This is a genomic window from Streptomyces torulosus (assembly GCF_001419765.1).
Classification (GTDB): Bacteria; Actinomycetota; Actinomycetes; order Streptomycetales; family Streptomycetaceae; genus Streptomyces; species Streptomyces torulosus.
This window is the reverse complement of record NZ_LIRK01000803.1, coordinates 1-12213: the sequence shown is the minus strand read 5'-3', so window position 1 is coordinate 12213 and position 12213 is coordinate 1. Positions and strand designations below refer to the sequence as shown.

General features: G+C 71.0%; 11 protein-coding genes and 3 tRNA genes. 6 read left to right on the top strand and 8 right to left on the bottom strand.

The genetic code is table 11. The features are described from left to right. Together AOK23_RS40345 and AOK23_RS40340 are read left to right on the top strand one after the other, a co-directional pair. A partial coding sequence (locus tag AOK23_RS40345) for a N,N-dimethylformamidase beta subunit family domain-containing protein (protein ID WP_055717386.1) occupies nt 1-1319 on the top strand: 1319 nt, incomplete at its 5' end. 109 nt (nt 1320-1428) lie between these two features. Beyond that, a complete protein-coding gene (locus AOK23_RS40340) occupies nt 1429-2328 on the top strand; it encodes a phosphoribosylaminoimidazolesuccinocarboxamide synthase (RefSeq protein WP_055717385.1) in 900 nt (299 codons plus the stop codon). Between the two features lie 34 nt (nt 2329-2362). Here AOK23_RS40340 and AOK23_RS40335 read toward each other — a convergent pair. From AOK23_RS40335 to AOK23_RS40300, 8 genes are all read right to left on the bottom strand, one after another. After that, nucleotides 2363-2438, bottom strand: a tRNA-Gly gene (locus AOK23_RS40335). Nucleotides 2439-2461: 23 nt separating this feature from the next. Beyond that, nucleotides 2462-3094, bottom strand: coding sequence for a response regulator transcription factor (locus AOK23_RS40330; protein ID WP_180303690.1), 633 nt, complete (start codon nt 3092-3094; stop codon nt 2462-2464). Beyond that, nucleotides 3091-4410, bottom strand: coding sequence for a sensor histidine kinase (locus tag AOK23_RS40325; protein WP_055717384.1), 1320 nt, complete (start codon nt 4408-4410; stop codon nt 3091-3093). Before AOK23_RS40325 ends, AOK23_RS40330 begins: the two co-directional genes overlap by 4 nt. Before the next feature lie 12 nt (nt 4411-4422). After that, the gene (locus AOK23_RS40320) at nt 4423-5223 is read right to left on the bottom strand and encodes an ABC transporter permease (RefSeq protein WP_420823796.1); all 801 of its coding nucleotides are present in this window, start codon (nt 5221-5223) and stop codon (nt 4423-4425) included. Next, nucleotides 5220-6239, bottom strand: a complete 1020-nt coding sequence (locus AOK23_RS40315; RefSeq protein WP_055717383.1) for an ABC transporter ATP-binding protein — start codon at nt 6237-6239, stop codon at nt 5220-5222. Before AOK23_RS40315 ends, AOK23_RS40320 begins: the two co-directional genes overlap by 4 nt. Before the next feature lie 195 nt (nt 6240-6434). Further along, nucleotides 6435-6507 (bottom strand) — tRNA-Gly (locus AOK23_RS40310). Nucleotides 6508-6585: 78 nt separating this feature from the next. Next, nucleotides 6586-6657: transfer RNA gene (locus AOK23_RS40305), tRNA-Gly, on the bottom strand. A 196-nt stretch (nt 6658-6853) separates the two neighbouring features. After that, complete coding sequence (locus AOK23_RS40300; protein WP_055514058.1) at nt 6854-7171, bottom strand: histone-like nucleoid-structuring protein Lsr2; 318 nt, start codon at nt 7169-7171, stop codon at nt 6854-6856. 341 nt (nt 7172-7512) lie between these two features. Here AOK23_RS40300 and purS point away from each other — a divergent pair, with 341 nt between their 5' ends. The 4 genes from purS to AOK23_RS40280 all read left to right on the top strand — a co-directional run bounded on the left by purS (nt 7513) and on the right by AOK23_RS40280 (nt 12166). After that, on the top strand, nt 7513-7776 hold the full coding sequence (purS, locus tag AOK23_RS40295; RefSeq protein WP_055514060.1) for a phosphoribosylformylglycinamidine synthase subunit PurS: 264 nt from the start codon (nt 7513-7515) through the stop codon (nt 7774-7776). Beyond that, nucleotides 7773-8453: a phosphoribosylformylglycinamidine synthase subunit PurQ gene (gene purQ / locus AOK23_RS40290; RefSeq protein ID WP_055539135.1), complete on the top strand. Its 681-nt coding sequence runs from the start codon at nt 7773-7775 to the stop codon at nt 8451-8453. Before purS ends, purQ begins: the two co-directional genes overlap by 4 nt. Then, nucleotides 8450-10708 carry a phosphoribosylformylglycinamidine synthase subunit PurL gene (gene purL, locus AOK23_RS40285; RefSeq protein ID WP_055717382.1) on the top strand — a complete coding sequence of 753 codons (2259 nt, stop codon included), beginning with the start codon at nt 8450-8452 and terminating at the stop codon, nt 10706-10708. The genes purQ and purL overlap by 4 nt, the downstream gene beginning before the upstream one ends. A gap of 225 nt (nt 10709-10933) precedes the next feature. Then, entirely contained in the window at nt 10934-12166 is a 1233-nt protein-coding gene (locus AOK23_RS40280; protein WP_055717381.1) for a hypothetical protein, read from the top strand. The last annotated feature ends 47 nt before the right edge of the window (nt 12167-12213 follow it).

The following is a 12213-nucleotide window of genomic DNA, read 5'->3' as shown; positions in this document are numbered from 1 at the left end:
ACCCCCGCATCCCCGCCCCGCGGTCGACGTCCGGCCCCCGTTCCGCCGACGACGTGCGGCGCCAGATCAAAGGGTTCACCGCGACCGGCGCCGCCGCCCCCGGAGAGTCCATCGACTTCCACATCACCGTGGACCCGCCCCAGGAATTCGCCGTCGACATCTACCGCGTCGGCCACTACGGCGGCGACGGCGCCGCGAAGATCACCACCAGCCCCCGCCTCTCCGGCATCGTCCAGCCTCCGCCCCTGACCGCCGACCGCACGGTCTCCTGCCACCACTGGTGGCTGTCCTGGCGGCTGCAGATCCCGAGCTACTGGAACATCGGCGCGTACGTGGCGGTCCTGACCACCGTCGACGGCTACCGCTCCCACGTGCCGTTCACCGTCCGCGACGACCAGCCCGCCGACCTGCTGCTCCTGATGCCCGACATCACCTGGCAGGCGTACAACCTGTACCCGGAGGACGGTCGCACCGGCGCCAGCTTCTACCACGCCTGGGACGAGGACGGCCGGCTGCTCGGCGAGTCCCACGCCGCGACCACCGTCTCCTTCGACCGCCCGTACGCCGGAGCGGGCCTGCCCCTCCATGTGGGCCACGCCTACGACTTCATCCGCTGGGCCGAGCGCTACGGCTACGACATCGCCTACGCCGACGCCCGCGACCTGCACTCCGGCCGCGTCGACCCCACCCGCTACCGGGGGCTGGTCTTCCCCGGCCACGACGAGTACTGGTCGCCGCAGATGCGCCGTACCGCCGAGACCGCCCGGGACAGCGGGATCTCCCTGGTGTTCCTCTCCTCCAACACCATGTACTGGCAGGTGGAGTTGGGCCCGTCCCCGTCCGGTGTCCCCGACCGGCTCCTCACCTGCCGAAAACGCCGGGGCCCCGGAAAACCCGCACTGTGGCGCGAAATCGACCGCCCCGAGCAGCAGTTGATGGGCATCCAGTACGAGGGCCGGGTCCCCGAACCCCACTCCCTGGTCGTGCGCAACGCCGACCACTGGCTCTGGGACGCGACCGGCGCCCACGAGGGCGATGAACTGCACGGCATGGTCGCCGGCGAGGCCGACCGCTACTTCCCCCGCACCGCGCTCCCCGAGCACCAGGGCCGCATCCTCCTCGCCCACTCCCCGTACCGGGACCCCGAAGGCGTCCTCCGCCACCAGGAGACCTCCCTCTACCGAGCCCCCTCCGGCGCCTGGGTCTTCGCATCCGGAACGTTCGCCTGGTCCCCCGCCCTGGACCGCCCCGGCCACGTCGACACCCGTATCCAACGGGCCACGGCCAACCTCCTGGACCGCATCTGCAAACGGGACTGACACCCTCGGCCGCAACGCGCCCGAACGCCCTTACCCGCCCCCCTGGCCCAGGCCGGTCGCCCCGATACGGGACAATCGAGCCACTTGGACATCACCACGGGGAGGAACCGTGTCCGGATTCGTAGAAAAGCCCGAGCCGATCCAGGTTCCGGGCCTGGTGCACCTGCACACCGGCAAGGTGCGCGAGCTGTACCAGAACGAGGCGGGCGACCTCGTGATGGTCGCCAGCGACCGAACGTCCGCGTTCGACTGGGTCCTGCCGACGGAGATCCCCGACAAGGGGCGCGTCCTCACGCAGCTGTCCCTGTGGTGGTTCGACCAGCTCGCCGACCTGGTCCCCAACCACGTCCTGAGCACCGAACTGCCCGAGGGCGCCCCCGCCGACTGGGCCGGCCGCACCCTCGTCTGCAAGTCCCTGCGGATGGTCCCGGTGGAGGCGGTCGCCCGCGGCTACCTCACCGGTTCGGGCCTCGCCGAGTACCGGGAGAGCCGTACGGTCTGCGGCCTCGCCCTGCCCGAGGGCCTGGTCGACGGCTCGGAGCTGCCCGCGCCGATCTTCACCCCGGCCACCAAGGCCGCCGTCGGCGAGCACGACGAGAACGTCAGCTACGAGGAGGTCGCCCGCCAGGTCGGCGCGGAGACCGCCGCCCAGCTGCGGCAGACGACTCTCGCCGTGTACAGCCGCGCCCGCTCCATCGCCCGTGACCGGGGCATCATCCTCGCCGACACCAAGTTCGAGTTCGGCTACGAGGGCGACACCCTGGTCCTCGCCGACGAGGTCCTCACCCCCGACTCGTCCCGCTTCTGGCCCGCCGACCAGTGGGAGCCGGGCCGTGCCCAGCCGTCCTTCGACAAGCAGTTCGTCCGTGACTGGCTGACGTCCGCCGAGTCCGGCTGGGACCGGGCGAGCGAGCAGCCCCCGCCGCCGCTCCCGGAGGAGATCGTCGCCGCCACCCGCGCCAAGTACGTGGAGGCGTACGAGCGTCTGACGGGCACGCGCTGGGCGTAACGCAAAAGGCCCCCGGGGAACCGGGGGCCTTTTCTGGAGCGGACGACGAGGCTCGAACTCGCGACCTCAACCTTGGCAAGGTTGCGCTCTACCAACTGAGCTACGTCCGCAGTGCGCCGTGGCGCGAGAGCAACTATACCCAACCTCGCTCCCGTGCGAGCCGCACCGCCGCATGCCGGTTCTCCACCCCGAGCTTGGACACGGCCGACGACAGATAGTTCCGTACGGTCCCCTGGGACAGCGCGGCCCGCTCGGCGATCTCCACGACGGGCGCCCCGTCGGCGGCCAGCTCCAGCACCTCCGCCTCGCGGGCGGTCAGCGGCGAGTCCCCGGAGGAGATCGCGTCGGCCGCCAACTCGGGGTCGACGTAACGGTTTCCCGCGTGCACGGTACGGATGATCTCCGCGAGCCGCTGGGCACTGACCGTCTTCGGTACGAACCCGCGCACACCCGCCTCAAGCGCCCGCTTCAGATGCCCCGGCCGGCCATGACCGGTGACGATCAGCACCCGGCAGCCGGGCAGCTCCGCCCGCAGCGATGTGGCCACCCTCACACCGTCAGCCCCCGGCATCTGCAGATCGAGGACGGCCACGTCCGGCTCGTGCGCCCGGGCCATCGCCAGCGCCTCCGGCCCGCTCGCCGCCTCGGCGACCACCAGCAGGTCGTCCTCCAGGGCGAGCAGCGCGGCCAGCGCCCCCCGGATCAGATGCTCGTCGTCGGCGAGCAGCAGCCGCACGGGCCGCCCCGCCTCCGGTACGGCCGTCACGACGCGACCTCCCGTACGGCGCCCGCCGCGGAGGTGACCGCGATGCTCCCGCCGACCGGGCCCGGAGCGGCCTCCGGCGCCAGCGGCACCCGGGCCACCACCCGGAACGCCTCCCCGCCCACCGGTCCCGCCTCCAGCGTCCCGTCCACGATCGCGAGCCGCTCCCGCAGCCCGGCGAGCCCGGACCCGGCCCCCGCGGAACGCTCCGCGACGGCACCCGCCGCCGTACGCTCCCCGTGCCCGTCGGCCGCCCGTATCCCGTCGTTCTCCACGGTCAGCACCACCTGCCCCTCCGTCACCTTCAACACCACCGTGCACTGCCCGGCGTTCCCGTGCCGCAGCACGTTCGTCGTCCCCTCGCGCACCACCCAGGCGAGCGCGGACTGCACCTCGCCGGGCAGCCCGGCGGTGTCCGCCCGGTCGACCGAGCACACGATGCCGGCCGCCTCCAGGACGCCCTGCGCACCGGCGAGTTCGACGCCGAGATCCGCCTCGCGATAGCCCCGTACGACGTCCCGGACCTCGCGCTGCGATTCCTGCGCGATCCGCTGGACCTCGATCATCTGGTCGACGGCCTCGGGCCGTTCGCGACGGGCCAGCTGGACGGCCAGCTCGCTCTTGAGGGCGATGACCGCGAGACTGCGTCCGATCACGTCGTGCAGATCGCGCCCGAAGCGGAGCCGTTCCTCGGCGACGGCGAGCCGGGCGCGGGTCTCGCGGGCCGCGTCGAGTTCGTAGACGGCCTTGAGGAGCCAGACGGAGAAGACGGAGGTGAAGGCGAAGAACGAGGTCCCGAGCAGAACGGCGATCGCCGCGGCCAGCGCCTCGGACGCTCTGACGCCGGCGACCAGGCTCAGGATCGCGGAGCCCGCCGCGCAGCCCGCGCTCAGGTACAGCGCGCTCCGCCGTCTGCGCACGCCGAGCGTGACCATGCCGATGCCGAAGACCATGACACCGGCGAACATCCCGCCCAGCGCGGTGTCCGTCTCCTCGTCGCCCACCCGGCCGACCAACGCGCACACGACGATCCCGACCGTCCCGCTGAGCACCGCGAACGCCCACATCAGCCGGAGCGGCTGGTCACGGACGTCCCGCACCCAGTCGAGGGCCCGGGCCCCGGTCAGCGCGCCCAGCGCCCCGTGCCCGGCGAGCAGCGCGAACAGCCAGCCCGCCTGCGGCATCGGAACCTGCCCCAGCACCGGCAGCCCGAACGTGGCGACCTCGATCAGCGGGAACGAGTAGAACGACCACCGGGTGTACGTCTCCACCTTCGCCGGCGTGCTCTTCCCCTGCCACCATGCCCTGGGCCCCCGCATGGCCAACTCCCCTCATCGGCGCGGTTCCCAGCGGAACCACCGTCGTACAGCAAACACCGCGAGCACGGTCCAGGCCAGCGCGGTGGCGACGGCCCCCAGCGCCTCGTACGCGGTGAGGTCGCCGGTCCAGCCGCCGCGCACCAGCGTGATGACCGGGGAGAGCGGCAGCAGCTCGCAGACGGACGCCACCCGGTCGGGCAGCACTTCGAGCGGGACGGTGACCCCGGAGCCGAGCAGCGAGACGAACATCACCGGCAGGCTGGTCACCTGCGCGCTCTCGGCGGTACGGCTGAAGCTCGCCGTCACCGCGGCCAGCGCCACGCACAGCACGATCCCCAACAGCACGCCCAGCACGGCGAGGTGGGGGGCGGGCGGCGCCCCGAGGTCCAGCAGGACGGTGCAGCCGACGGCGAGGAGCACGCACTGCGCGAACCCGATGCCGACGGCCGGCAGCGCGGCGCCGACCAGGATCTCCGGGTCCCGCAACTCCCCGGTCCGCAGTCGCTTGAGCACCAGCTCCTCGCGGCGGACGACGTAGATGTTGGTGAGGGCGGCGTACACCGCGAACAGCAGGGAGAAGCCGACGGCGGCGGGCAGCATGACCGTGCCGACGCTGAGCCCCGCCTCGTCCAGGTCCATCTGGTCGGTCGCCGACCGCACGCTGAGAGGCAGCAGCAGCGGCACCAGCACCGCGGTGACGAGCGTGGCCCGGCTGCGCCCGAGCAGGGTCAGCTCGGCGCGGGCGAGCGCGGTCATCCGGCCCTTCAGGGTCGTCCGGCCGGTGCCGGTGCCGGTGCCGGTCATGGTGGTCATGCGCTCACCCCGTCCTTGCGGGCCTTCGTGCCCGTCAGCGCCTTGTCGTCCGCAGCCGCGCCCGTACCGGCCCCCGTGCCGGTACGGGCCGCCGTCTCCCGCGCGATGCGCAGGAACGCCTCCTCCAGCGAGGCCGACCGCACTTCGAGCCGCCGGAGTTCGACCCGGGCCCGCTCCGCCCAGAGCAGCACCCCGGTGGCGGCCCGCTGGAGCTCGTGGGTGCGCAGCACCACCGCGCGTCCTTCGACGTCGTGTCCGGTGACGCCCAGCTCGCCGAGGGGCGGCAGGTCGCCGAGGAAGTAGCCGTCGGGCAGTTCGAAGGAGATCCGGGAGGGCTGGGAGGCGGTCACCTCGGCCGGGGTGCCGGTCGCGGCGACGCTTCCCTCGTGGAGGATGGCGAGCCGGTCGGCGAGCCCTTCCGCCTCCTCCAGGTAGTGCGTGGTGAGGAGCACGGTCGTGCCCTGGTCGCGCAGGTCACGGACGAGCGCCCAGGTGTCCTGGCGGCCCTCGGCGTCGAGGCCGGTGGTCGGCTCGTCGAGGAAGAGCACCTCGGGGCGGCCGAGGAGCGCGAGGGCGAGGTCCAGGCGCCGCTTCTCGCCGCCGGACAGCTGCTTGACCCGTACGCCGGCCCGGCGCCCGAGTCCGACGATCTCCAGGGCCTCCCCGACGGGCCGGGCGCCGCTGGTGCAGCCCGCCCACATCCTGACCGTCTCGGTGACGGTCAGCTCGGAGGGGAAGCCGCCCTCCTGGAGCATGACGCCGATGCGGGGCCGGACGGCCGCGCGCTCGGTGTACGGGTCGTGGCCGAGGATCCGCACGTGTCCGCCGGACGCCGGGGCGAGGCCCTCCAGCAGTTCGACCGTGGAGGTCTTGCCCGCGCCGTTGGTGCCCAGAAGGGCGAAGAGTTCGCCCCGGCGCACGGAGAAGGTGATTCCCCGTACGGCTTCGAAACCGCCCCCGTACACGCGCCGCAGGTCGGTGACCTCGATCACGTCCTCGTGCCCCTTCGTTTTCATGCTTCCAGCGTCCCGGTGGTGGGGGCCGCGGAGCAGTGCGCGTTGTCATCGGTCGGCATGACAAATGTCAGGGGAAGATCAGGGAACCGGGATGAGCCGGAAGCCAGGTGATCCGGGAACGCAGAAGATCTGGGGACGCAGAAGATCCGGGAACGCAGAAGACCCCGGTCCAGTGGACCGGGGTCTTGATTCAAGAGCGGACGACGAGGCTCGAACTCGCGACCTCAACCTTGGCAAGGTTGCGCTCTACCAACTGAGCTACGTCCGCATTGCCTCCGACCGGCTCCCACCGATCGGCGCGCAGACCACATTACCTGATCCAGAAGGATGGTTGGTAAGTGATCAGAGCGGGTGACAGGAATTGCACACTGCGCCTTCCCCCTGGAAGGGGGATGTTCTGCTACTGAACTACACCCGCGTGACTCCGGTGAGCCGGGCCTTTCGGCCTTGCCCCTCGGCGTGCTCCAGACTCTAGCTGATCCGCAGGGGTGCAACGCAAGTCGGTTCCCGCCGGGGGCCAAGTCCGCCGCCCCCAGGGTCCGCTGACGGACACTGAGGGCCGGCCTCGGCAGGGTGCCCGACGCGGCACACCCGCCGGGCCTCACCCGACCGGCTCACTGGGCGTCGGCGAACGCCTCGTAGACCTTCTTGGGGATCCGGCCGCGGGCCGGCACCTCCAGCTTGTTGGCCATGGCCCAGGCGCGGACGGCCGCGGGGTCCGGGGCCACCTGGGTCTGCTTGTAGGCCTTGCCCGACCTCGACCGCTTCCGCCCGGCCTCCACGTAGGGCGCGAGCGCCTCACGCAGTTTCTCGGCGTTGGCCTCGTTGAGGTCGATCTCGTACGACTTGCCGTCGAGTCCGAAGGCGATCGTCTCCGCCGCTTCCGAGCCGTCGATGTCGTCGGAGAGAGTGACCACGACACGCTGCGCCACGAATATCGGTCCCTTCGTGTGACATCTCTCCGTTGACGTGCCCTTACGTCCCGGTGATGTCGTCTGTCCGGCGGTTATTTGGGCAAAGTATCGGCTATTGCCAATTCATTTGTACAGGGCCCCGCATTGCATTGTGAAGACAGACTTAATCCGCTGGCGTGTCCGTCGCGCAATAGGGTCGGGGGATCTTTCCCTGAAGTTTTCACGAAGAGGATCACCCGATACCGGATCGTGACCGCCATCACCTGGAATGTCTGTAGATTCCTACGAATCTACTCGCGTAGAAATTTTGTGCGGGTAGTCTGAAGGGACCTGCTCAGCACCACACACCGGGAGTGCCAGTGGCACGCGTCGTAGTCGACGTCATGCTCAAGCCGGAGATCCTCGACCCCCAGGGCCAGGCGGTGCAGCGCGCGCTGCCGCGCCTCGGTTTCGAGGGCGTCTCCGACGTACGTCAGGGAAAGCGATTCGAACTGGAAGTGGACGGACCGGTGGACGACGCCGCGCTCGCCCGCATCCATGAACTGGCGGAATCCTTCCTCGCCAACACCGTGATCGAGGACTTCACCGTGAAGGTCGAGGAAGTCGTGGAGGCAGGAAAGTGACCGCACGTATTGGCGTCGTCACTTTTCCCGGCAGCCTCGACGACCGGGACACCCAGCGCGCGATCCGGCTGGCGGGCGCCGAGCCCGTCGCCCTGTGGCACAAGGACAAGGACCTCCACCAGGTCGACGCCGTGGTGCTGTGCGGCGGTTTCTCCTACGGCGACTATCTGCGCGCCGGAGCCATCGCGCGCTTCTCGCCGGTGATGGAGACCCTCATCGAGCAGGCGAAGGCCGGACTGCCGGTCCTCGGCATCTGCAACGGCTTCCAGATCCTCACCGAGGCCCACCTCCTGCCCGGCACGATGCTGCGCAACGACCACCTGCACTTCATCTGCCGCGACCAGAAGCTGCGGGTGGAGAACGCCGAGACGTCCTGGACCACCGACTACACGGCCGGCCAGGAGATCCACATCCCGCTGAAGAACAACGACGGGCAGTACGTCGCCGACGAGTACACCCTCGACAAGCTGGAGGCCGAGGGCCGGGTCGCGTTCCGCTACCTCGACTTCAACCCCAACGGCTCCCAGCGGGACATCGCCGGCGTCACCAACGAGGCCGGCAACGTCGTGGGCCTGATGCCGCACCCGGAGCACGCCGTGGAGCCGCTCATCGGCACCGGCCGCACCGACGGCCTCCCCTTCTTCACCTCGATCCTCAAGAAGCTGGTCAACGCATGAGCCGGACGCCTCTGGACACGGTCGAGCACGCGGCCGCGACCCCCGACGTCGAGCTGCCCTGGGCCGAACTGGGCCTGAAGAAGGACGAGTACGAGAGGGTCGTCGAGATCCTCGGCCGCCGCCCCACCGGTGCGGAGCTGGCCATGTACTCCGTCATGTGGTCCGAGCACTGCTCGTACAAGTCGTCGAAGGTGCACCTCCGCCAGTTCGGCGAGAAGGCGCCCCAGTCGGACGCCCTGCTCGTCGGCATCGGCGAGAACGCCGGCGTCGTGGACGTCGGCCAGGGCTACGCGGTCACCTTCAAGGTCGAGTCGCACAACCACCCCTCCTACGTCGAGCCCTACCAGGGCGCGGCCACGGGCGTCGGCGGCATCGTGCGCGACATCATCGCGATGGGCGCCCGCCCGGTCGCCGTCGTGGACCCCCTGCGCTTCGGCGCCGCGGACCACCCCGACACCAAGCGCGTGCTGCCCGGCGTCGTCGCGGGCATCGGCGGCTACGGCAACTGCCTGGGCCTGCCGAACATCGGCGGCGAGGTCGTCTTCGACGCCTGCTACCAGGGCAACCCGCTGGTCAACGCCGGCGCCATCGGCGTCATGCGGCACGAGGACATCCACCTCGCGAAGGCCTCCGGCGCGGGCAACAAGGTCATCCTCTACGGGGCGCGCACGGGCGGCGACGGCATCGGCGGCGCCTCCATCCTGGCCTCCGAGACCTTCGACGACGCCAAGCCCTCCAAGCGCCCTGCCGTGCAGGTCGGCGACCCCTTCCAGGAGAAGCTCCTCATCGAGTGCACCCTGGAGGCGTTCAAGGAGAAGCTGGTCGTCGGCATCCAGGACCTCGGCGCGGCGGGCCTGTCCTGCGCGACGAGCGAGCTGGCGTCGAACGGCTCCGGCGGCATGCGCGTCACCCTCGACGACGTCCCCCTGCGCGACTCGACGCTCTCCCCCGAGGAGATCCTGATGAGCGAGTCGCAGGAAAGGATGTGCGCGGTCGTCGAGCCCGACAAGGTCGACCGCTTCCTGGAGATCTGCGACAAGTGGGACGTCATCGCCACCGTCATCGGTGAGGTGACCGACGGCGACCGCCTGGAGATCTTCTGGCACGGCGGCAAGATCGTCGACGTCGACCCGCGCACGGTCGCCCACGACGGCCCGGTCTACGAGCGTCCCTACGCCCGCCCCGAGTGGCAGGACGCGCTCCAGGCGGACGACGCGAACAAGCTGCCCCGGCCGGAGACGAGCGAGGAACTGCGCGAGCAGGTCCTGAAGCTGGTCGCCTCCCCGAACCAGGCCTCGAAGTCCTGGATCACCTCCCAGTACGACCACTTCGTGCAGGGCAACACGGTCCTCGCCCAGCCCGAGGACTCCGGGATGATCCGCGTCGACGAGGAGAGCGGCCTCGGCGTCGCCATCGCCACCGACGGCAACGGCCGCTACGCCAAGCTGGACCCGTACCACGGCGCCCAGCTGGCCCTGGCGGAGGCGTACCGCAATGTCGCCACCACCGGTGCCAAGCCGCTCGCGGTCTCCGACTGCCTGAACTTCGGCTCGCCCGAGGACCCGGCGGTCATGTGGCAGTTCGCGGAGGCCGTCCGCGGTCTGGCGGACGCCTGCCAGCAGCTGGGCACCCCGGTGACCGGCGGCAACGTCTCGCTCTACAACCAGACGGGCGAGGTCGCCATCCACCCGACCCCGGTCGTGGCCGTCCTCGGCGTCATCGACGACGTGGCCCGCCGTACGCCGGTCGCCTTCCAGGAGGAGGGGCAGCTGCTCTACCTCCTCGGCGACACCCGTGAGGAGTTCGGCGGCTCGGCCTGGTCCCAGGTCGTCCACGACCACCTCGGCGGTCTGCCCCCGCAGGTCGACCTGGAGCGTGAGCGCCTGCTGGCCGAGATCCTGATCTCCGCCTCCCGCGACGGCATGATCGACTCCGCGCACGACCTGTCCGACGGCGGCCTCATCCAGGCGGTCGTCGAGTCGGCCCTGCTCGGCGGCAAGGGCGCCCGCCTGATCGTCCCCGACGGTCTGGACGCCTTCACCTTCCTGCTCTCCGAGTCGGCCGGCCGCGCCGTCGTGGCCGTCCCCCGCTCGGAGGAGGTCCGCTTCAACGACATGTGCGGCGCCCGGGGCCTGCCGGTCACCCGCATCGGCGTCGTCGACGGGGACACCGTCGACATCCAGGGCGAGTTCACCCTCACCCTGGAGGAGCTGCGCACCGCGCACGAGGGCACGATCCCGGCACTGCTGGCGTAAGTCCCCCCTCCGCCGTACGGCACTTCGGCCCCGCCCGGCTGTCCGGGCGGGGCCTTCGTACGGGCGCTGTCAGAGGCCGGTGCTAGCTTCGGAGGGCCTGGGACTCACGGGGAACCAGGTACGAGAAGTCGGTACGGGGGAGCGGTGGAAGCACCTGATGGCGCACGTGAGCGGGTGAGGTTCCCCGCTCGGGGCGGCCGCCTGCGTGACGCCTTCAACCGTTGTGTGGCCCTCACGGCCGTGGCGGGCCTCGCCCTGAGCGGCTGGGCGGTGTGGCTGGAGGCGGAGGAGCACCGGGATCGCCAGGCCAGCCGGGCGCGGATCACCGACGCCTGCGCGGGGCTCGTGGACCCGGACCGGGTGCTGGGGCTCCACGGCGGCACGACCCGGGCCGTCCAGGGCAGCGACGCCACCGAGTGGTTCACGAAGGACACGACTCCGGGCCGCTGCGTGATCTACCGGGTGGGGGAGCCGGGGACGACGTACGGGCACTTCCGGATGGAGGTCTGGACGAACCCGGCCGAGTGGGTGACCAACGTCGTCGGCGCGGCGGTCCACCCGTTCGAGCAGCGGTCCCGCCGTGCCTCCGACCCCGCCGCCTCCGGCCCCGTCGACGTGACCCGCCGGGCCGACCACTCGCCCGACTACCCCCTGGACAACCCCGGCGAGGACGACGGACGGCTCGGGCACTACGACGACGACAGCGTCACCTTCAAGGTCACCTGCGAGAAGCCGAAGAACGACATCACCTCGGTGAACGTACGGACCCAGGCCGACTACGAGGACGTCTCCTTCCAGGACCGCCTGACCCTCATCGAACTGGCCGCCGACGCCGCGCACAAGGCGGCGGACCACTTCCGCTGCACCCCCGAGCAGCGGCTCCCCGTCACCTTCGCCCGCCTCTGGATACCGGACACCGAGCTGAAGGCGGCCGCGTCAGCGGAGGGCTCCTGCCGCTGGTACGCGGACTTCCTGCGCGCCGAGGGGGACGACGTCCGCCTCCCCGACCGAGCGCTCGCCTCACCGGCCGGCGAGCACAGCTTCAAGGAGACCTGCCTGCTCGCGACGAGCCCGACCCGTGTGAAGCGGGCGTGGCCGACCCTGTCCGAGGAGCGCGTCCCCGACCTCGACGAGGTGCTGCACACCTCCCCGTGGCACCTCCAGACCGACTCCTTCTACGGCGACGAGGCCCGCGAGGTCACCCCGACGGCCTTCGGCGACCGCGGCAGTCGCATACGCCCCGGTACGGCCGGCGAGTTCTCCGGCTCCGTCCGGTGGGCCTCCTCCACCTGCGCCGGCGAGCCCGCCGTCCACACCCTCAGCGTCAGCACCTCGTACGCGGACGTGGCAGGACCCCGCCTCCGCGCCCTGTTCCGGGCCTACGTCGACCGTGTCACCGCCGCCCGGGACTGCGAGGACATCACGTTCCCCACCCCCTCCGACCTCCCCTCCGCATAGGCTCCCCACCATGCCCCCGGCCAGGAAACGCCCCCGCGCCTACGACC

Bases quoted from the DNA above. Each gene is read 5' to 3' on its own strand.
- AOK23_RS40325 (WP_055717384.1), bottom strand. From the start codon at position 4,410: ATGCGGGGGCCCAGGGCATGGTGGCAGGGGAAGAGCACGCCGGCGAAG.
- AOK23_RS40320 (WP_420823796.1), bottom strand. From the start codon at position 5,223: ATGACCACCATGACCGGCACCGGCACCGGCACCGGCCGGACGACCCTG.
- AOK23_RS40315 (WP_055717383.1), bottom strand. From the start codon at position 6,239: ATGAAAACGAAGGGGCACGAGGACGTGATCGAGGTCACCGACCTGCGG.
- purL (WP_055717382.1), top strand. From the start codon at position 8,450: ATGAGCCGGACGCCTCTGGACACGGTCGAGCACGCGGCCGCGACCCCC.